The organism is Actinomadura meyerae, from assembly GCF_900188445.1.
GTDB classification, from domain to species: domain Bacteria; phylum Actinomycetota; class Actinomycetes; order Streptosporangiales; family Streptosporangiaceae; genus Spirillospora; species Spirillospora meyerae.
Window position 1 is genome coordinate 107,379 of sequence record NZ_FZOR01000014.1, and the last position, 20,207, is coordinate 127,585.

The window sequence follows — 20,207 nt, forward strand, 5'->3', positions numbered from 1 at the left end:
TCAGTCGCCGAGGCGGTGCTGGAGGAAGGCGATGACCAGGCTCGCGTCCCGCAGCAGGGGAGTGGCGGACGGCTCCGCGCGCAGCACCCAGGTCCGTCCGCGGCACGCCGCGGTGGCGGCGAGGGCGCCGGTCGCGTCCCTGACCTCCAGCACCCCGGGCCCGCGCCCTTCGGCGGGTCCGGCTCGGCCGATCTCGGTCCCGTCCGCGTGCAGCAGCCGGTAGGCGGACGGGTTCCAGCGGGTCCGCCGGATCACCAGGTGCGCCTTCCCGGACGGGTCGAGCAGCACGTAGTCGGGTTCGAGCCGCCGTACGGCGTTGTAGTGGACGTAGAGAAGGGTCTCCCCGGAGGCGGCGCGCAGCGCGGCGAAGCCCTTCGGGTCGAGGAACGCGCCGAGGTACCACACGGGCGCCATGAGCAATGGCGCGGTCGCGAGCCGCCGGGCCTCGGCCCGCGGGTAGGCGTAGTCGTCGATCGGCTCCGCCGGCTCCAGCGTCGCGTAGCGGCCGCCGCCGGGCGTCCTGGCCTTGGTGCGCGCGACGATGAGCGTCGTCCCGTCCGGTCCGGCGTTCAGCAGCGCGCGGGCGGTCGCGCGGCCGGACGCGGCCCGCCGGATCGACCGGACCGAGCACAGCAGGCCGAGCAGGGCGAGCAGGACGGCCGGGGTGAAGGTCTTGTACTGGTCGGTGAGGCTGCCCGCGTACGGGCCCAGCGGACCGATGTGCAGGGGCACGCGGGTGCCGTCGGGCGTGTCGGTGTCGAGCCCGTAGATGGACCCCTCGCCCTCGGCGCCGCTCTCGGTACGCCACGTGCCCTCGCAGTACCGGCCGCCCGCCGAGGACTTGGTGCTCGCCCGCTCCTCGCAGGCGGTGACGGTCGCGGTGGCCTTCTCGCCGGTCGCGTACGTCCACACCATCATGGCCGGCCAGAAGATCGCGAAGCCCGCGATCACCGTGAGTACACCTAAGACCGCATGTCGTCGCCATGCCATGATCGGCGATTTTAGTGGGACGGGAACGGATTTCTGCGGCAAAGCCTCCAAGAGGGGATGTAGCCCGCGAATGCGTCCCATGAGGGCGATGAGGTGGCGGAGAACGTCCGGTGCCTCTAATCTCTGGCCAATCGAGCGGGCGCCCCCGAGCCCGGCCCCCTGGAGGAAACCCCCCGTGCTTCGGTACACAGCGCTTCGTTTCGCAGCGCTCAGCAACACCGTGCTCAAAAACTCGGTGCTCAGAAACTCGGTGCTCGGCAGCACCGTGCTCAGCAACACCGTGCCCGGCGGTACGGCGCCGCGCGTCCCCGCGCGCCGTACGCGCCTGCTCCCGGCCGCCTCCGTCGTCGTGGCGGCGGCGCTGCTGGCCACGGCGTGCGGCGGTGGCGGCGAGACGGCCGCGCCGAAGGGCACCGCGCCGGTCGCGGACGCGCCGCAGGCCGCGCCGTCGCCGCGCAAGGTCGTCGTCCTGGTGGACGGAAAGCCGACCGAGACGATGACGACCGGGACCACCGTCCAGCAGGTGCTGGCCGAGGCGAAGATCGCGCTCGGCCCGTACGACCTGGTCAAGCCCGCCGCCGACCAGCCGCCGGGCGAGAAGATCACGATCATGCGGCTGCTGTCGGAGCCGAAGCTCAAGGTCGTCCGGACGCCGGCCGAGACGATCCGCAAGAAGAGCTCGTCGGTGCCGCCGTGGAGCGAGAAGGTGCTGCGCGAGGGCAAGGACGGCATCAAGATCGTCAAGTGGGCGTACGTCCGGCGCGGCGGGAAGAAGGTCCCGAAGGTCATCGCGCAGAAGGTGAAGCGCAAGCCGGTCGCGAAGATCCTCGCGGTCGGCCCGAAGTCGGCCGGCACCGGGTCGGCGGCGCGGTTGAACTGGGCGGGCCTCGCCAAGTGCGAGTCGGGCGGGAACCCGAAGGCGGTGAACCCCGCCGGGTACTACGGCCTCTACCAGTTCTCGATGCAGACCTGGACGTCCGTCGGCGGCTCGGGCAAGCCGTCGGACGCCAGCGCGGGCGAGCAGACCTACCGTGCGCAGCTGCTCTACAACAAGGTGAACGGGCGCTGGCAGGGCCAGTGGCCCAACTGCGGCAAGTACCTGTTCTCCTGAGCTGAAACAATCGGCGGATGGGGGAGACACGGGGGCTGCTCGGGCCGGCGGACGTGCGGGAGCTGGCGGCGCGGCTCGGCATCAGGCCGACGAAGACGCTCGGGCAGAACTTCGTCATCGACGCCAACACGGTCCGGCGCATCGTCCGGGCCGCCGGGCTGTCCGCCGACGACGTCGTCGTCGAGGTCGGGCCGGGGCTCGGGTCGCTCACGCTCGCGCTGCTGCCGGAGGTGCGGCGCGTGGTCGCGGTGGAGATCGACCCGGTGCTGGCCGCGGAGCTGCCCGCCACGGTCGCGGCGCGCGAGCCCGATCTCGCGGGGCGGCTGGAGGTCGTCCGGGCCGACGCGATGAAGATCACAGCGGTGCCGGGGCCGGAGCCGACGGCGCTCGTGGCGAACCTGCCGTACAACGTCGCCGTCCCGGTCGTCCTGAACCTGCTGGCCGAGCTGCCCTCGCTGCGGTCCGCGCTGGTCATGGTGCAGGCCGAGGTCGCCGACCGGATGGTCGCGGCGCCCGGCGGGAAGATCTACGGCGTCCCGTCGGTGAAGCTCGCCTGGTACGGGGAGGCGCGGCGCGCCGGGGCGGTGGGGCGCGCGGTGTTCTGGCCCGCGCCGAACGTCGACTCCGGGCTCGTCGCGTTCACCCGCCGCGACCCGCCGCCGACCGCGGCGTCCCGCGCGGAGGTGTTCGCCGTCGTCGACGCCGCGTTCGCGCAGCGCCGCAAGACGCTGCGCGCGGCGCTCGCCGGGTGGGCGGGCTCGGCCGCCGCGGCGGAGGAGGCGCTGCGCGCCGCGGGCGTCGACCCCAGGTCACGGGGCGAAGCGCTGGACGTGGCCGCCTTCGCCCGGATTGCCGAGTATGGTCCTTTCCGCCGGGGAGATCGGTCCCCAGCCCCCTAGTGGCGGGCATCTCCCCCGGGGGCGGTCCCCGCGCGGGGCGGCACAACACCAGCACGAGCCGGAGGTCGATGTGAAGGCGCGTTCGCGTACGGCGCGGACCAGGGGGCCCTTCGGGGGGCTGCCCCTCGTGGGGACGGCGCTGCTCGCGACCGCGGTCGTGGTCGCGACGGTGGCGGCCGGCTGCGGGGACGGCGCGGGCGCGGTACCCAAGATCACGACGACGGCGCGGGCCGGGGTCGCGCCCGTCCCGCCGCGGCAGGGCGCCTACTTCGGCGCGTGGGTGCCGCCGGAGGGCACCGGGCTGGCGAAGAAGCCCAAGGCGAAGCCGTCCGCGTCGGACTCCCCGTCCGATCCGTCCACGCCGTCCGATCCGTCCACGCCGTCCGGTCCGGCCTCGGGTTCGCCGTCGGGCTCCCCGTCGGCCAAGGACGCCGCGAAGCCCGGCATGGCCCCCGTCGCGGGCTTCGAGCAGCGGCTCGGCCGCCAGCTCGACATCGTGCAGAGCTACCGGGGCTGGAAGAGCGACTTCCCCGGCGACCTGGAGAAGTCCGTCGCGGACGGCAACCGGTACCTCCTGCTGACCTGGGGCGGCGCCGACACCCAGGAGATCGTCAGGGGTGAGCACGACGCGCTCATCGCCCGCCGCGCGCGCGCCATCAAGGCCCTCGGGAAGCCGGTCTTCGTGCGCTGGTCCCGGGACATGGACAAGGCTGCGCTGGGCAAGCGCGTCCACTCCCCGGCGGACTTCATCGCCGCCTGGAAGCACCTGCGCGAGGTCTTCCGGCGGGAGAAGGTCGACAACGTCGCCTGGGTCTGGTGCCCCACCGCACGCGGGTTCGGCGGGAACGCCGGCGACTACTACCCGGGCGACGACCAGGTCGACTGGATCTGCGCCGACACCGACGCGAGCGGCGGCTACGACTACCGCGACCTGTCGGAGGTCATGAAGACGTTCCTGGAGTGGGCGCGCAAGCGGCAGAAGCCCATCATGGTCGCCGAGTTCGGCGTGCCGAAGTCCTACGGCACCCGCCGCGCCGAATGGCTCCGGGAGGCCGCGAAGACCCTGCAGGACCCGCAGGTCAAGGCCGTCGTCTACTTCAACTCCAACGAGGAGGCCGACGGCGCCCGCGACACGCGCCGCGCCTACTCGGTGACCGGGGACGCGCACGCGATGTCCGCGCTCCGGGAACTGGCGACGGCGCCCTACTTCAATCCCCGCAACCTCCCCGTCATCAGCGGCGGGTAGCGGTCCCGTAGGGTTTCGCACGTGAGCGCAGTGACGGTACGCGTCCCCGCCAAGGTCAACCTCCAGCTCGGCGTGGGGCCGCTCCGCGACGACGGGTACCACGACCTCGTCAACGTCTTCCACGCCGTGTCCCTGTTCGACGAGGTGACGGCGCGGCCCGCGGAGCGGCTGGAGATCCGGGTCGAGGCCGCGCCCCACTCCCGGGTGGCGGTCGGCGGCGTCCCGACCGGCGGCGACAACCTCGCCGCGAAGGCCGCCCGCGCCGTCGCGGCCCGGCTCGGCACCGAACCCCGGGTCGCGCTGCGGATCCGCAAGGCGATCCCCGTCGCGGGCGGGATGGCGGGCGGCAGCGCCGACGCCGCCGCCGCGCTGGTCGCGTGCGCCCGCCTGTGGGACGACCGGGAGCGGCCCGCCCTGTCCCGCGACGACCTGGTGGAGATCGGCGCGGACCTCGGCAGCGACGTGCCGTTCGCCGTCCTCGGCGGCACCGCCGTCGGAACCGGACGCGGCGAGCGGCTCACCCCCGCCCTCACCCGCGGCGTCTTCCACTGGGTGTTCGCCACCGCCGATGGCGGCCTGTCCACGCCCGCGGTCTACGGCGAGTGCGACCGGATCCGCCTGGCGGAGGGACGGCCGCCGGAGCGGGCGGAGGTGTCGGAGGCGCTGATGACCGCGCTCGCCACCGGCGACGCCAAGGCCCTCGGCGCCGCGCTGACCAACGACCTGCAGCCCGCCGCGCTGTCGCTGCGCCCGTCGCTGCGCCGCACCCTCGACGCCGGCCGCGACCTCGGCGCGATCGGCGCGCTGGTCTCCGGATCCGGGCCGACCTGCGCGTTCCTCGCCGAGACCGATGAGGACGCCGCCGGGCTCGCGGAGGCGCTGGACGGCGCCGGCGTCGCCGCGCAGGTCGTCCGGGCGTCCGGCCCGGTTCCGGGCGCGACCGTGATCTGACGCGCCGCCGCGTTGTCGGGGCGCCGACTAGGTGCGCTCGGCACACAAGCGAACCACCGGCCCGCGACGGACGTCCTACTCTCCGTGACAGCGATTCCCTGCCGCACCGATCCCTCCGGCGAGGTGGAGCGATGACGATTCTGTCCGGGTTGCTCGGTCTGGTCGCGCTCGCCATGATGGTGGCGCTCGTCGTGCTGGCCGTGCGCCGCGATCGTGACATACGCCACAACGCGCCAGGTGCGGTCGTCCGGAACGGGAACGCTAGCGTTCAGGGGCACGCGAGGGACAGGTCCGCACCGCCGGCCGTCCGCTGAACGCGGCACCGGAGGAGGGCGGGCGCAGTGGCGAGCGCGGGAGCGTCCATGGGATTCCTGATGCTGATCATCCTGGTGGGCGTCTTCGTCGTGCTGATCGGCGTGGTGGTGTTCGTCATCGTGCTCGCCACCCGCAAGTCGGGCGGACCCGGCGTCCCGCCCGGGTACGGCCGGCAGGGCTACCCGCAGCAGGGATATCCCCAGCAGGGGTACGCGCAGCCCGGGTACGGCCAGCCGGAGTACGGCCGGCAGGGATACGGCGACTACGGGCAGCAGGGATACGGCCAGCAGAATTTCGGCCAGCAGGGCCACGCGCAGCCACCGGGGAACCCGCCGCCGGCCCCCGGCCCGCAGGAGCAGCCGCCGCCCGGGACGCCCGGGGCGCAGCCGGGCGCCTGACCGCGCGAGCGGTGCGGCCGGGGCAATAGGGTTGATGGTGCCGTGAATCTGATCAACCTTGAGAACGTCGCCAAGGCCTACGGGCCCCAGCCGCTGCTCGACGCCGTGTCCCTCGGCCTGGACGAGGGCGACCGCGTCGGCGTCGTCGGCCGCAACGGCGGCGGCAAGAGCACCCTCGTGGCCGTCCTCGCCCGCGAGACCGAACCCGACGCCGGGCGCGTCACCCACGCGCGCGGCCTCCGGCTCGGCTACCTGACCCAGCGGGACGAGTTCCCGGACGGCGCGACCGTCCGGTCCGTGGTGCTGGGCGACCGCGCCGAGCACGAGTGGGCGGGCGACGTCCGCGTCCGCGACGTCCTCGCCGGGCTCCTCGCCGACCTCGACCTGGACGCCCCGCTCGACGGCATGTCCGGCGGGGAGCGCCGCCGCGTCGCGCTGGCCCGGCTCCTGGTCCCCGAGTCCGACCTGCTGATGCTGGACGAGCCCACCAACCACCTCGACATCGAGGCGATCGACTGGCTCGCCCGGCACCTCAAGGCGCGCAAGGTCGCGCTGCTCGTCGTCACCCACGACCGCTGGTTCCTCGACGAGGTCACCGACCGGACGTGGGAGGTCGTCGACGGCCGCGTCGAGCGCTACGAGGGCGGCTACTCCGCCTACGTCCTCGCCAAGGCCGAGCGCGCCCGGATCGCCGCCGCCACCGAGGCCAAGCGGCAGAACCTGCTCCGCAAGGAGTTGGCGTGGCTGCGCCGCGGCCCGCAGGCCCGCACGTCCAAGCCGAAGTTCCGGGTCGACGCCGCGCAGGCCCTCATCGCCGACGAGCCGCCGCTGCGCGACTCGGTCGAGCTGACCCGGTTCGCGACCGCACGGCTCGGCAAGACCGTCTTCGACATCGAGGACGCCACCGTCGAGGTCGGCGGCCGGGAGCTGTTCACCCGGATGACCTGGCGGCTCGGGCCCGGCGACCGGGTCGGGCTCGTCGGCGTCAACGGCAGCGGCAAGAGCACCCTGCTGCGGCTCCTCGACGGGGCCGTCCGGCCGGTGTCGGGGCAGGTCGTGCAGGGCAAGACCGTCCAGCTCGCGCACCTGTCGCAGAACCTGGAGGAGCTCGACCCGTCCCGGCGCGTCCTGGAGTCGGTCGAGGAGATCCGCCGCCGCATCACCGTCGGCAAGCGCGAGTGGACGGCCAGCCAGCTCCTCGAGCGGCTCGGCTTCTCCGGCGACCGGCAGTGGACGCCCGTCGGCGACCTGTCCGGCGGCGAGCGCCGCCGGCTCCAGCTGCTCCGGCTGCTGATGGGCGAACCGAACGTCCTGCTGCTGGACGAGCCCACCAACGACCTCGACATCGAGACCCTCACCGAGGTCGAGGACCTCCTCGACGGCTGGCCGGGCACCCTCGTCGTCGTCAGCCATGACCGGTACTTCCTGGAGCGCATCACCGACCACGTCGTCGCGCTACTGGGCGACGGCCGCGTGTCGATGCTGCCCGGCGGCGTCGACGAGTACCTCGAACGCCGCGCCGCCGGGACCGCCCCGAAGCCGGGCACCGCGCCCGCCGCCGCGGCGCCCGCCGCCGGGGCCGCGCAGCCGAAGCCCAAGGGCGGGCAGGACTGGAAGGCCCGCAAGGAGCTCGACCGGCTCGAACGCCGCCTGGAGAAGCTCGCCGCGCAGGAGGGCGAGCTCCACGAGCAGCTCGCCGCGCACGCCACCGACTACGCCAAGCTCCAGGAGCTGGACGGCCGGCTCCGCGAGATCCAGGCCGAGGCCGCCCGGGTCGAGGAGGAGTGGCTCATGCTCGCCGAGGATCTCGGCTAGCAGGACGGCCCTGGTGCGCGTACCACCGCGAACCAGGCATGATCTGTCAATGCCCACTTGGATCATCAAGACGGACGCTCCGGGCGACGGTCCCCGGCTCGCCGTCAAGGACGCCATCGACGTGGCCGGCCTGCCCACCACGGCGGGCTGCCGGGCCATCGCCGACCGCGCCGAGCCCGCCGCCGCGGACGCGCCCGTCGTCGCCTCCGCCCGCGCCCAGGGCGCCCGCATCGCCGGCAAGGCCAACCTGAACGAGCTGTGCATGGCCGCCGACGGCGTCAACCCGTGGTCCGGCATGCCGGTGAACCCGCTCGACCCGGCGCGGGTGCCGGGCGGCTCGTCCAGCGGCTCCGCCGTCGCCGTCGCCACGGGGGAGGCCGACGTCGCGTTCGGCACCGACACCTCCGGGTCGATCCGCATCCCCGCCGCCTGCTGCGGCATCGCCGGGCTCAAGACCACGAACGGGCGGGTGTCCCTCGAAGGGGTGCACCCGCTCTCGGAGACCCTCGACGTCGTCGGACCCATGGGGCGCGACGTCGCCGCCGTCGTCCTCGGCATGGGCCTCATCGAACCGGGGTTCACGCCCGTCCCGTACGACGCGTCCCTGCCGGTCGCGCGGCTCCGCGTCCCCGGCGTGGACCCCGCGATCGACGCCGCCGTGGACGACGCCCTCCGCCGCCTCGGACCCGTCACGGACGTCACGTCCGCGCAGTACGAGGAGGCCGCCACCGTCAACGGCGTCATCGTCAGCGCGGAAGGGTGGCGGCACAACGGCCGCCTGCTCGACGATCCGTCCAAGCTGAGCGGCCGCATCCACCGCCGCATCCAGCAGATGGGGGACGTGGCGCAGGCCGGAATGCTCGACTGGGCCCTCCGCGCCCGCGAGGAGCTGCGGGCCGAGCTGGACGCGATCCTCGCCCGGCACGCCGCGATCGCGCTGCCCGTGCTGACCTGCGTCGCCCCCGAACCCGGCGAGGCCGACGAAGCCGACCTGGAGCTGACCACGCTGACCGGCCAGGTCAACGTCGCGGGGCTGCCCGCCTTCGCGCTGCCCGTCCCGCTGCCGGGCTCGCACCTGCCCGCGTCCGTCCAGCTCATCGGGCCCGCGGGCGGCGAGGAGCGGCTCTGCGGCCTGGCCGCCGCGCTGGAGGCCGCGCTGTCCTGACGGGCCTGGCCCGGCCGGCCTAGCCGCGGTCGAACGGGACCAGGAGGGTGCGGAGCAGGTCGGCCAGCACATCCCGCTGCTCGGGGCTGAGGCCCTCCAGGATCGCCTGCTCCCGGTCGAGCAGATCGGCGAACGCCGCGTCGACGCGCGTCAGGCCCGCCTCGGTGAGGCGGACCTGCACGCCGCGCTTGTCCAGCGGGTCGGGATGCCGCTCGACCAGCCCCGCCGCCGCCAGCCGGTCGATGCGGTTCGTCATGGTGCCGGACGTCACCAGCGTCGCGCGCAGCAGCCGTCCCGGGCTCAGCTGGTAGGGCGCGCCCGCCCGGCGCAGCGCGGTGAGGACGTCGAACTCCCACGACTCCAGGTCGTGCGCGACGAACACCGCCCGCCGGGCCCGGTCGAGGTGCCGGGCCAGCCGGGACACGCGGCTGAGGACCTGCAGCGGCCGCACGTCCAGGTCCGGGCGCTCGGCCCGCCACGCCTCGACCAGTTCGTCGACCTCATCGCGCATTCCGCCACACTACCTGTCTCGATATCGAGACACACTCCCCGATTCCCCGGAAACCGATCACCCCCGCCGCGGGCCGCCGGCCGCGGCGAGCACCTCGCCGATCAGCAGCCGGCCGGGCGGCCCATTCGCTCGAAGTCATGGCCGCGAGCCTAGGAACGCCGGGCCGCCCCGCACCATCGGCCGCTGGGCCTAGTCCGGTGGCCGGTCGCGACGCGCCGAAAGGACTCTTGACATCAAGATATGGGCCGGGCATGCTGTGTCTTGATGTCGAGAGAAACCGCTGCCGTGTGGGATCCCGCCCAGTACGGGATCTTCGGCGACGAGCGCGCCCGGCCGTTCGCCGAGCTCGTCGCCCGCCTCGGCGGCGCCGAACCCGCCCGCGTCACCGACCTCGGCTGCGGCGGCGGCGAACTCACCGCCACCCTCGCCGCCCGCTGGCCGGGTGCCGCCATCGACGCCCTCGACAGCTCACCCGACATGATCGCCGCGGCCCGCGCGCACGAGATCCCCGGCAGGCTCGCCTTCCGCGTCGCCGACATCGCCTCCTGGCGCCCCGAGCGGCCCGTCGACCTGATCGTCTCCAACGCCGCCCTGCAGTGGGTCCCCGAGCACACCGAACTGCTGCCCCGCTGGGTCGACGCCCTCGCCCCCGGCGGGCGCCTCGCCTTCCAGGTCCCCGGCAACTTCGACGCGCCCAGCCACGTGCTGCTGCGCGAACTCTGCCGCTCCGAGAGGTGGCGGGCCCGGCTCGGGCACCTCCAGCGCGACGCGCCCGTCCTCGACCCCGCCGGCTACCTCGACCTCCTCACCCGCCGCGGCTGCGCCGTCGACGCCTGGGAGACCACCTACGCGCAGGTCCTGCACGGCGACGACCCCGTCCTCGAATGGGTCAAGGGCACCGCGCTGCGGCCCGTCCTCGCCGCGCTCGGCCCCGATGAGGCCGCCGAGTTCCTGGCCGACTACGCCGAACGGCTCCGCCGGGCCTACCCCGCGACCCCCTACGGCACCGTGTTCCCGTTCCGGAGGATCTTCGTGATCGCCACCCGGAACACCACCTAGACGGGATGCCGCCCCGCCGCCGAGGTGAGCGACTCGTTCCCCTGCGGTGCGCGACTCGGACGGAAGGGCGGCGTCCGCAGCTCCCGGACTCGAAACCCGAGCCCGGCGACCCCTGGCCGGTGGCCGCCCGGACGAACTCCGGCGGCCACCGGCCGCTTCACGTCGAGGGGTCGGCGATCCCGTCCAGCTCGCGGCGCGCCCGGCGCCGCTCCTTCTCCGCCTTCGCCGCCGCCTTCTCCTCGGCCTTCCCGGCCTTCGCCGCGGCCTTCTCGGCGGCCCGCTCCCGGCGCTCCTGCTCCTTGCGCCGCCGGCGCGGGTCCAGCGACGGCTTCGGCTCCAGCGCCGCGAGGCCGTTCCACGCGAGGTTCACCACGTGCGCGGCGACCTCCTCCCGGCGCGGCTTGCGGACGTCCAGCCACCACTGGCCCGTCATCGCGACCATGCCGACCAGCATCTGCGCGTACATGGGCGCGAACTTGTCGTCGTAGTCGTGCCGGTCGAACTCCTGCGCGAGGACGTACTCCACCTCGCCCGCTATCTCGCTGAGCAGGCTCGCGTAGCTGCCGGTGCCCGTGCCGCCGTGCGAGTCGCGGACCAGGATGCGGAAGCCGTCCGGATGGCCCTCGATGTACTCCAGCAGCGCCAGCGCCGCCTTCTCCAGCTTTCCGCGGTAGTGGATGGCCGAGTTCAGGGCGTCCGTGACCAGCCCCAGGAGGCGCTCGAACTCGCGGTCGACGACGACCGCGTAGAGCCCCTCCTTGCCGCCGAAGTGCTCGTACACCACGGGCTTGGACACGCCGGCCGCGGAGGCGATCTCCTCCACCGAGGTGCCGTCCAGGCCGCGGTCGGCGAACAGCGACCGGCCGATGTCGAGCAGCTGCTCGCGGCGTTCCTTGCCCGTCATCCGCTTTCTGCGGGACCTGGGAGCGGGATCTGTCACGGTATCAATTGTGGCGGTCAAACCGCCTGCTTCGTGCGTTTCGCGGCGAGCCTGTCGCTGTTCGGCCACCGGACGTCGTGCGCCCAGCCCGCCTTCTCGAACGCCTGGATGATCCGCGCGCTGATGTCGACCTGCCCCTTCAGCACGCCGTGCCGCGCGCACGTCGGGTCCGAATGGTGCAGGTTGTGCCACGATTCGCCGAGCGACGGGATGGCCAGCCACCACACGTTGCGGGACCTGTCGCGGACCTCGAAGTCCTCGGTGCCGAAGGTGTGGCAGATCGAGTTGATCGACCACGTCACGTGGTGCACCAGCGTGATCCGGACGAACCCGGCCCAGAACAGCGCGGTCAGGAAGCCCGTCCAGGACATCGTGATCAGCCCGCCGAGCACCGCCGGCAGCAGGAACGACACCGCGACCAGCGCGGGGAACGCCAGGTGGATGCGCCGGATGTCGCGATCGTTCAGCAGGTCCTTGGCGAACCGCTTCTTGGACGTCCGGTTGGCGTCGAACAGCCAGCCGTAGTGCGCCCAGGCCAGCCCCTTCGCGAGCGCCTTCCAGTCGTCCCCGAACCGCCACGGCGAGTGCGGGTCGAACTCCTTGTCCGAGTGCTTGTGGTGCCGCCGGTGGTCGGCGACCCACGTGATGACCGGGCCCTCGATCGCCATGCTCCCGGCGAGCGCCAGGGCGATCTTCAGACCCCGCCTGGCCTTGAACGACCCGTGCGTGAAGTACCGGTGGTACCCGACCGTGATGCCGCCCGCGGACAGCACGTAGAACACCGCGGTGAGCACGACGTCCGTCCAGCCGAGGAACCGTCCCCACGCCAGCGGTACCGCCGCGAACAGCGCCAGGAACGGCACGCCCGTGAACACGGCGATGAGCACCCGTTCCGCGGTGCCGCGCGCCTCCGGCGCGAACTCCGGCCGCGGTTGCGGCCGAGGGGGGTCCATGGTCGGAGCTGTCATGCGCCACCACTTCCTGCTACTAGATGAGCCTTACCTACGCCACCGTAACCTACGCAAGCGTAGGTTGCCCAGCACCGAACGGTAAATCCAGGGGGAAACTGCCTCTCCAGCCACAAACCCCTCACGATCTCCGTTGTCCCGCGCGCCCGTGGCCCGGGTGTGGAGTGGCTTGCCGCAAATGGACGGATTAAACCGTTTTGGGGTAAGGCTGCGCAGCAGATGAACACGAAGAGCAATGATATGGTCACGCAAGGTGGTGGTCACGGTGAGGTCGCCCTCATGAGCGGGCCAATGCCGGACGAGATTCGAGATCAGCTCAAGCCCAAGGCCATCGACCTCCGCCGCCAGGGGTGGACCTATCGCGAGATCGCGGGCTCCCTCAACATCTCCATAAGCACCTGCTCCCTCTGGTTACGGAACGTCCCCGCACCCCGGAGGCCGGGCCGACGAGGCGCTCGGCAGGCTCCTCGCCGAGCGCGCGCAGCCTCGGCAATAGGTGTGGGTCAACGACCGGGTGACCGGTATCGTGGGCTTGGCAGGCGCCCCTCCTGTAAAGGAAAGTGCTGTCGATCCGCCGTAGCGTAATTGGAAACGCAGCTGGTTTTGGTCCAGAAGATTCCAGGTTCGAGCCCTGGCGGCGGAGCTGTCTGAGATGTCCCAGGTAGGACGCCCGAGGCGGGCGGCGGGGTGACAGGTCGCGGGTGGGCGGTATCCTGCCCGTGTCGGGTGCGTTCCGGCCTGCCGTGTCACGAACTCGCAGGTGGGCGCGTCCGAGACCGATCCCGTCCGCGATGCCGAGGAGCCTCCTTGTGAGTGCTGCGAGCCGACCGGCCGCCGTCATCGTTCTCGCCGCGGGCGAGGGCACCCGCATGAAGTCCCGCAAGTCGAAGGTCCTGCACGAGCTGTGCGGCCGCAGCATGCTCGGCCACGTGCTGGCCGCCGCGCGGCGGCTCGACCCCGAGCGGCTCGTCGTGGTCGTCGGGCACCGGCGCGAGCAGGTCGTCGAGCACCTCGCCGCGCACGCGCCGGACGCCGAGGCCGTCGTCCAGGAGCACCAGGGCGGGACGGGCCACGCGGTGCGCATGGCGCTGGAGCAGACCGGCGCGCTGGACGGCACCGTGGTCGTCACCAACGGCGACCACCCGCTGCTGCGGGGCGAGACGCTCCAGGCGCTCGTCCGGACGCACGAGAGCGAGGGCAACGCCGCCACCGTGCTGACGACCGAGATGCCGGACGCCACCGGGTACGGGCGGATGGTCCGGGCGGCCGACGGCGGCGTCGAGGCGATCGTCGAGCACAAGGACGCCACCGAGGCGCAGCGCGCCATCAACGAGATCAACGTCGGCATGTACGCCTTCGACGGCGCCCTGCTGGCCGACGCCCTGAAGCGGGTGACCACCGACAACGCGGGCGGCGAGGAGTACCTCACCGACGTCGTGGCGATCGTGCGCGCGGACGGCCACCGGGCCGGCGCGCACCTGGTCGCCGACTGGGTGGAGACCCAGGGCGTCAACGACAAGGTCCAGCTCGCGCAGGCGCGCAGGCAGCTGAACGACCGCATCCTCGAGGCGCACATGCGCGCCGGGGTGACGATCATCGACCCGGCGTCCACCTGGATCGACGTGGGCGTGACCGCCGAGCCGGACGCCGAGATCCTCCCCGGCACGCAGCTGCACGGCACGACGCACGTGGGCGAGGGCGCCCGGGTCGGACCCGGATGCACGCTGACCGACACGACGGTCGGCGAGGGCGCCACCGTCGTCAACGCCGTGTGCGTGGAGGCCGAGATCGGGCCCGAGGCGTCCGTCGGCCCCTACGCCTACCTGCGGCCCGGGACGAAGCTGGCGCGCAAGGCCAAGGTCGGGACCTACGTCGAGACCAAGAACGCCGACATCGGCGAGGGCACGAAGGTGCCGCACCTGACCTATGTGGGGGACGCCGAGATCGGCGAGGGCTCCAACATCGGCGCGAGCTCGGTGTTCGTGAACTACGACGGCGTCCAGAAGCACCGCAGCGTCATCGGCTCGCACGTGAAGATCGGCAGCGACAACATGATCGTCGCCCCGGTGGAGGTGGGCGACGGCGCCTACACCGCCGCCGGGTCCGTGATCGTCCAGGACGTCCCGCCCGGGGCGATGGCGGTCGCGCGGGCGCGGCAGCGCAACGTCGAGGGCTGGGTGGAGCGCCGCCGGCCGGGCACGCCGGCGGCGGAGGCCGCCCGGCGCGCCAAGGACGAGGCCGAGGGCGCGCCGTAACGCCGCGCCGAGGGCGCGAGATGCTTCCCCTCCGTCGGGCGGGGATGTGGAGGACACCGGTGTCTTCCGTGACAACAGAGCAACCCGTGGACCGGAGTCTTGTGGTGCGCGGGGAGTGGGGACAACAACCCACATGTAAGGCACAGTTCCATTGAGGGGGAGTTGTCAGAGGTGAGTGGGATCAAAGCGAGCGGTCAGAAGAAGCTGATGCTCTTCACCGGCCGAGCCCACCCGGACCTGGCCAAGGAAGTCGCCGACAACCTCCACATCGAGCTCACACCGACGTCCGCGTATGACTTCGCCAACGGCGAGACGTTCGTGCGGTTCCTGGAGTCGGTCCGCGGGTCGGACGCCTTCGTGATCCAGAGCCACACGGCTCCCATCAATCAGTGGATCATGGAGCAGCTGATCATGGTGGACGCGCTGAAGCGCGCGTCCGCCAAGCGGATCACCGTCGTCGCGCCGTTCTTCGGCTACGCGCGGCAGGACAAGAAGCACCGCGGCCGGGAGCCGATCTCGGCGCGGCTGATGGCGGACCTGTTCAAGACCGCGGGCGCCGACCGGTTGATCACCGTGGACCTGCACACCGCGCAGATCCAGGGCTTCTTCGACGGCCCGGTGGACCACCTGTTCGCGCTGGACCTGCTGGCCCGCCACTTCGAGAGCCGCCTGGACACCTCCCAGGTGACGGTGGTCGCGCCGGACGCGGGCCGGGTGCGGGTGACCGAGCGCTGGTCCGACCGGCTCGGCGGCGTGCCGATGGCGATCATCCACAAGAAGCGCGACCCGGACGTGGCGAACGAGGTGAAGGTCTTCGACGTCGTCGGCGAGGTCAAGGGCCGCACCTGCGTGGTCGTCGACGACATGATCGACACCGGCGGCACCATCGTGAAGGCGGCGGACGCCCTCTTCGACCAGGGCGCCACCAAGGTCGTCGTCGCCGCCACCCACGGCGTCCTGTCCGGCCCCGCCGTGGACCGCCTGAAGAACTCGCGCATCTCCGAGGTCGTCCTGACCAACACGCTCCCGATCCCCGAAGAGAAGCAGTTCGACAAGCTCACCGTCCTCTCCATCGCCCCCCTGGTGGGCCGCGCGATCAACGAGGTCTTCAGCGACGGCTCCGTGACCAGCCTGTTCGGCGGGCACAGCTAATTCCCAGGGGGAGGTGTCGGCCCAGGGGTGTCGGCCCCCCTGGGCCGACACCTCCCCCTGGGCCAATAGGCCCCTGCGATCGGCTAGACTCTTTCAATCGCGTGTGCCTCGGGTCGTTAAGTGCGGTGCCGGTCTTGGAGTCGCACTCCCCGGGGAACGCAAAGAATCTTCGAGGCGCCTGACGCATCGAGCATCGCCTGATTCGCTCTGTCCGTAGCGGACGTCCAGTGCCGGACGGCCGTGGATCGCAACAACGAGGAGTTTTCGCCGTGTCCGAGGTACGCATTGCCGCCGAGCCGCGCACCGAGTTCGGTAAGGGTGCCGCGCGGCGCACCCGCCGGGCCGGCAAGGTGCCCGCCGTCCTCTACGGTCACGGCACCGACCCGCAGCACATCTCGCTGCCGGGTCACGACCTGATGCTGGCGCTGAAGACGCCGAACGTGCTGCTGACCATCGAGGGGCTCGGCAACGGCTCGGAGCTGGCGCTGCCGAAGGACGTGCAGCGCGACCCGATCAAGGGGTTCCTGGAGCACGTCGACCTGCTGCTGGTGAAGCGCGGCGAGAAGGTCGTCGTGGACCTGCCGGTGAACGTGATCGGTGACGTGGTCGCGGGCGGCCAGGTGGCGCAGACGGTCGTGGAGATCTCCGTGGAGACGGAGGCGACGCACATTCCGGAGTCGGTCGACCTGGACATCACCGGCCTGGCGGTCGACACGCAGGTGCTGGCGAAGGACCTGAAGCTGCCGTCGGGCACGACGCTGGCGGCGGACGAGGACACGCTGATCCTGCAGATCTCCGACGCCACGGCGGCGACGTCGGCGGAGCCGGAGGCGGGGGCCGAGGAGGCCGCGGCCGAGGGTGCGGGCGCCGAGGGCGAGGGCGAGCCCGCCGGCGAGTAGCGCAGGCGCGGCCGTGCGGCCGCATGGTTCTTTCACGGCCCCCGCCGGTGTGCGCACCGGCGGGGGCCCTGCGCGTCGTGAGGAGTTCGGGTGAGCGCGGATCTCTGGCTGGTCGTGGGGCTCGGCAATCCGGGGCCGTCGTATGCGGGGAACCGGCACAACGCCGGGTTCATGGTGCTGGACGAGCTGGCGGCGCGGGCCGGGGGCCGGTTCAAGTCGCACCGGGCGCGGGCGGACGTGCTGGAGGGGCGGCTCGCGGGGGGGCGGGCGGTGCTGGCGAAGCCGCGGTCGTTCATGAACGAGTCGGGCGGTCCGGTGAAGGGGCTGCGGGACTTCTTCAAGGTGCCCGAGGAGCGGCTGGTCGTCGTCCACGACGAGCTGGACATCCCGTTCGGGGCGGTGCGGCTGAAGCGCGGCGGTGGTGACAATGGTCACAACGGGCTGCGGTCGGTGACGCGGTCGCTCGGGACGAGGGAGTACCTGCGGGTGCGGTTCGGGGTGGGGCGGCCGCCGGGGCGGATGGACGCGGCGGCGTTCGTGCTGAAGGACTTCTCCGCCACCGAGCGCAAGACCCTCGACCTGGAGGTCGACCGGGCGGCGGACGCGGTGGAGGCGCTGCTGTCGGACGGGCTGGAGGCGGCCCAGAACGTGTTCCACGCGGGGTGACCGGATCCGGCCACGGGCGGCCGCCGAGCGCGCCGCCACCACGGGCGTTCCGCCGGGCGGCGGCCCGGTTCCCCGGCGGCGCCGGCGTTCCGCCGCTGACCATGGCAAAGCATCCGTAGGATGGCGCGCGGACGAGGTTCGAGTTGCATGTGAACCTAGAGCGGCGTTCAACCGTCTTCGGTGTGAATCGCGCTGTCGTGGCGCGCGTTACAGGGGATTGGTGAGTGGTTTATGGCCGTCGTTGACAAGGTCCAGGCCGAGTCATCGACCCGCCATGAGCAGAAGCGCGCGCAGTCGCAGAACTGGAGCGGCGCGTACCGGCGGGTCGCCACCTGGCTGGACTTCCTCAGCATGCTGATGGCCGGCGTCATCGCGTTCGTGCTGCGGTTCCCGGGGGTGCCGACGGAGCTGAACGCGCCGTACGTGGCGCTGACCGTCGCGCTGCCGCTGCTGTGGGTGCCGACGCTGATGATGTGCCGGGCGTACCAGCCGCGGTACGTCGGCGTCGGCTACGAGGAGTTCCACCGGGTCATCCGGGCCGGGTTCATCCTGACGGCGGCGGTCGCGATCGTGGCGTACGCGACGAAGACCGAGGTGGCGCGCGGCTACGTGGTGATGGCGCTGCCGCTCGGCACGTTCCTGGCGCTGGTCGCGCGGTACCGGCTGCGCAAGTGGCTGCACAAGCGGCGCTGGAACGGCGAGTGCATGCGCCGCGTGGTCGCGGTGGGGCACCGGACGTCGGTGGCCGACCTGATCCGGCTGCTGCGCACGAAGCGGTACCACGGCATGGACATCGTGGCGGTGTGCCTGCCGCCGGCGCTGGTGTCCGGTGAGGACGCGGTGGCCGAGATCGAGGGCGTCCCGGTGCTCGGCGACTTCGCGCAGGCGGCGGCGGTCGCCGAGCGGATCGCCGCGGACTCGGTGGCGGTGCTGGCCTGCCCGGAGATGGACGGGGTGGCGCTGCGCCGGCTGGCGTGGCAGATCGAGCGCGAGGACATCGAGCTGGTCGTGGCGCCGGCGCTGATGGACGTGACCGGCCCGCGGATCTCGATCCGCCCGGTGTCGGGGCTGCCGCTGCTGCACGTGGAGCACCCGGAGCTGGACGGCGGCCGCAAGCTGTTCAAGGGCCTGTTCGACCGGGTCGCGGCGCTGACCGGGATCGTGGCCTTGAGCCCGCTGCTGGCGCTGGTGGCGCTGCTGATCAAGTTCGACGGGGACCGCGGCCCGGTGCTGTTCCGGCAGACGCGGGTCGGGCGCGGCGGCCGCGAGTTCACCGTGCTGAAGTTCCGCACGATGGTGCAGGACGCGGAGGCGCGGCGCCGGGAGCTGCTGGCGTCCAACGAGAACGACGGCGTGCTGTTCAAGCTGCGGGAGGACCCGCGGGTCACCCGGGTGGGCCGGTGGCTGCGCCGCTACTCGCTGGACGAGCTGCCGCAGCTGTTCAACGTGCTGCGCGGTGAGATGTCGCTGGTGGGGCCGCGCCCGCCGCTGCCGGAGGAGGTCGCCCAGTACGGCGGCGACGTGTACCGGCGGCTGGTGGTGAAGCCGGGGCTGACGGGCCTGTGGCAGGTGAGCGGCCGCTCCGACCTGACGTGGGAGGAGTCCGTCCGGCTCGACCTGCGCTACGTCGACAACTGGACCCTCGCCCTCGACCTGCAGATCATGTGGAAGACGTGGAGTGCGGTCTTCCGGGGTTCCGGGGCCTACTGACCCACCGCTGACCCCCGCGCCGGCCCCCGCTGACCGGGACCGGGCATCGGGCTGCCTGGGGTAGGCATGAGAAAGTGGACCCAACAGACCGTGCGAGTCGGGAACGTGATCAGCGGATGACGGATGTGGACGACCACGCGCTGGCCGCGGAGCTGGCCGGCGCGGCGGGGCGGCTGCTGCTGGGCGTGCGTGACGAGGTCGGCTTCGCGGACGCGGGGGTCCTGAAGGACACCGGCGACCTGCGGGCGCACGAGTACCTCATGGCGGCTCTGGCGGAGCGCTGTCCCGGCGACGCCGTCCTGTCCGAGGAGGGCCGCTCCTCGGTCGCGGGGAAGCGGTCGAAGGGCGACGACCGCGCCCCGACCCGCAACACCGCGGCCGCCGAGCGGCGGACCGCGGCGCGGGTGTGGATCGTCGACCCGCTGGACGGCACCCGGGAGTTCGCCGAGGAGGGCCGCCGAGACTGGGCGGTCCACGTGGCGCTGTGGGAGCGGGACGCGTCCGGTCGTGGCCGGCTGGCCGCCGGGGCGGTGGCGCTGCCGGCGCAGGGCCTGACGCTCCGCACGGACGCGACGGGCGGCGCCGCGCTCGTCCGGACGGACGCGGGCGCCCCCGACCCGGTGACGGCCGGTCCGGTGCGGGCGCAGCCGCGCGAGGTGCCGCTGCACGTCCCGGCGCCGGACGCGGGCAAGCTGCGCGTCGCGGTGAGCCGGACGCGCCCGCCGGAGTTCGTGCGGCGGCTGGCCGAGCGGCTCGGCGACGTGGACGTGGAGCTGGTGCCGATCGGTTCGGCGGGGGCGAAGATCTCCGCGGTGCTGCTCGGCGAGGTCGACGCGTACGTGCACGCGGGCGGCCAGTACGAGTGGGATTCGGCGGCGCCGGCGGCGGTGGCGCTCGGCGCGGGCGCGCACGCGTCGCGGCTCGACGGGTCGCCGCTGGAGTACAACCGGGAGGACCCCCGGCTGCCGGATATCCTGGTGTGCCATCCCGCGTCGGCATCGATGCTGCTGACCGGTATCGCGGGAGCCGCCGGTGCCGGGCCGGGCTGAGTTCCGCCGGCCTTGTCCGGCCGGGCGGGACTGAACCGCCCCCGGCCGGCGTTCGACCCGGTGGGACGTCCCGTCCCGCGGCCACCGGTTGCATCTGCCAGAACAGCG

The 20,207-nt window shown here is 72.8% G+C and carries 19 protein-coding genes and 1 tRNA gene; 16 read left to right on the top strand and 4 right to left on the bottom strand.

Annotated features, from left to right (window positions below):
- Positions 1–951, bottom strand: coding sequence for a hypothetical protein (locus CHF16_RS16680; RefSeq protein ID WP_089326962.1), 951 nt, complete (start codon positions 949–951; stop codon positions 1–3).
- A 274-nt stretch (positions 952–1,225) separates the two neighbouring features.
- On the opposite strand from CHF16_RS16680, the gene CHF16_RS16685 reads away from it, so the two are divergent.
- From CHF16_RS16685 to CHF16_RS16720, 8 genes are all read left to right on the top strand, one after another.
- Positions 1,226–2,101 (top strand): resuscitation-promoting factor, encoded by an 876-nt coding sequence (locus CHF16_RS16685; protein WP_245868636.1) that lies wholly within the window; start codon positions 1,226–1,228, stop codon positions 2,099–2,101.
- Positions 2,102–2,118: 17 nt separating this feature from the next.
- The gene (gene rsmA / locus CHF16_RS16690) at positions 2,119–3,000 is read left to right on the top strand and encodes a 16S rRNA (adenine(1518)-N(6)/adenine(1519)-N(6))-dimethyltransferase RsmA (RefSeq protein ID WP_089326964.1); all 882 of its coding nucleotides are present in this window, start codon (positions 2,119–2,121) and stop codon (positions 2,998–3,000) included.
- A 127-nt stretch (positions 3,001–3,127) separates the two neighbouring features.
- Entirely contained in the window at positions 3,128–4,246 is a 1,119-nt protein-coding gene (locus CHF16_RS16695; protein WP_143228008.1) for a glycoside hydrolase family 26 protein, read from the top strand.
- A 21-nt stretch (positions 4,247–4,267) separates the two neighbouring features.
- Positions 4,268–5,197, top strand: coding sequence for a 4-(cytidine 5'-diphospho)-2-C-methyl-D-erythritol kinase (locus CHF16_RS16700; protein ID WP_281259364.1), 930 nt, complete (start codon positions 4,268–4,270; stop codon positions 5,195–5,197).
- Positions 5,198–5,328: 131 nt separating this feature from the next.
- Positions 5,329–5,511, top strand: coding sequence for a hypothetical protein (locus CHF16_RS16705; RefSeq protein WP_089326966.1), 183 nt, complete (start codon positions 5,329–5,331; stop codon positions 5,509–5,511).
- A 48-nt stretch (positions 5,512–5,559) separates the two neighbouring features.
- Entirely contained in the window at positions 5,560–5,910 is a 351-nt protein-coding gene (locus CHF16_RS16710) for a hypothetical protein (RefSeq protein ID WP_089326967.1), read from the top strand.
- Between the two features lie 42 nt (positions 5,911–5,952).
- Positions 5,953–7,725: an ABC-F family ATP-binding cassette domain-containing protein gene (locus CHF16_RS16715; protein ID WP_089326968.1), complete on the top strand. Its 1,773-nt coding sequence runs from the start codon at positions 5,953–5,955 to the stop codon at positions 7,723–7,725.
- A gap of 49 nt (positions 7,726–7,774) precedes the next feature.
- On the top strand, positions 7,775–8,890 hold the full coding sequence (locus CHF16_RS16720) for an amidase (RefSeq protein WP_089326969.1): 1,116 nt from the start codon (positions 7,775–7,777) through the stop codon (positions 8,888–8,890).
- A gap of 19 nt (positions 8,891–8,909) precedes the next feature.
- Here the strand turns inward: CHF16_RS16720 and CHF16_RS16725 are convergent, their stop codons facing one another.
- The gene (locus CHF16_RS16725) at positions 8,910–9,401 is read right to left on the bottom strand and encodes a MarR family winged helix-turn-helix transcriptional regulator (RefSeq protein WP_089326970.1); all 492 of its coding nucleotides are present in this window, start codon (positions 9,399–9,401) and stop codon (positions 8,910–8,912) included.
- Positions 9,402–9,665: 264 nt separating this feature from the next.
- Between CHF16_RS16725 and CHF16_RS16730 the strand changes: the two genes are divergently transcribed.
- On the top strand, positions 9,666–10,460 hold the full coding sequence (locus CHF16_RS16730) for a trans-aconitate 2-methyltransferase (protein WP_089326971.1): 795 nt from the start codon (positions 9,666–9,668) through the stop codon (positions 10,458–10,460).
- 157 nt (positions 10,461–10,617) lie between these two features.
- Here the strand turns inward: CHF16_RS16730 and CHF16_RS16735 are convergent, their stop codons facing one another.
- Positions 10,618–11,364 (bottom strand): TetR/AcrR family transcriptional regulator, encoded by a 747-nt coding sequence (locus CHF16_RS16735; RefSeq protein WP_179271553.1) that lies wholly within the window; start codon positions 11,362–11,364, stop codon positions 10,618–10,620.
- A gap of 53 nt (positions 11,365–11,417) precedes the next feature.
- Positions 11,418–12,368: an acyl-CoA desaturase gene (locus tag CHF16_RS16740; protein ID WP_089326972.1), complete on the bottom strand. Its 951-nt coding sequence runs from the start codon at positions 12,366–12,368 to the stop codon at positions 11,418–11,420.
- A gap of 570 nt (positions 12,369–12,938) precedes the next feature.
- Here CHF16_RS16740 and CHF16_RS16745 point away from each other — a divergent pair.
- From CHF16_RS16745 to CHF16_RS16775, 7 genes are all read left to right on the top strand, one after another.
- A tRNA-Gln gene (locus tag CHF16_RS16745) sits at positions 12,939–13,011 on the top strand.
- A gap of 166 nt (positions 13,012–13,177) precedes the next feature.
- Positions 13,178–14,623: a bifunctional UDP-N-acetylglucosamine diphosphorylase/glucosamine-1-phosphate N-acetyltransferase GlmU gene (gene glmU / locus CHF16_RS16750; protein WP_281259365.1), complete on the top strand. Its 1,446-nt coding sequence runs from the start codon at positions 13,178–13,180 to the stop codon at positions 14,621–14,623.
- Between the two features lie 171 nt (positions 14,624–14,794).
- On the top strand, positions 14,795–15,775 hold the full coding sequence (locus CHF16_RS16755; protein ID WP_089326974.1) for a ribose-phosphate diphosphokinase: 981 nt from the start codon (positions 14,795–14,797) through the stop codon (positions 15,773–15,775).
- A 269-nt stretch (positions 15,776–16,044) separates the two neighbouring features.
- The gene (locus CHF16_RS16760) at positions 16,045–16,674 is read left to right on the top strand and encodes a 50S ribosomal protein L25/general stress protein Ctc (protein WP_089326975.1); all 630 of its coding nucleotides are present in this window, start codon (positions 16,045–16,047) and stop codon (positions 16,672–16,674) included.
- A gap of 90 nt (positions 16,675–16,764) precedes the next feature.
- Positions 16,765–17,340, top strand: coding sequence for an aminoacyl-tRNA hydrolase (gene pth, locus CHF16_RS16765; RefSeq protein WP_089326976.1), 576 nt, complete (start codon positions 16,765–16,767; stop codon positions 17,338–17,340).
- Between the two features lie 231 nt (positions 17,341–17,571).
- Complete coding sequence (locus CHF16_RS16770; RefSeq protein ID WP_089326977.1) at positions 17,572–19,050, top strand: sugar transferase; 1,479 nt, start codon at positions 17,572–17,574, stop codon at positions 19,048–19,050.
- A 116-nt stretch (positions 19,051–19,166) separates the two neighbouring features.
- Positions 19,167–20,099 (top strand): inositol monophosphatase family protein, encoded by a 933-nt coding sequence (locus CHF16_RS16775; RefSeq protein ID WP_089326978.1) that lies wholly within the window; start codon positions 19,167–19,169, stop codon positions 20,097–20,099.
- Positions 20,100–20,207 lie beyond the last annotated feature (108 nt).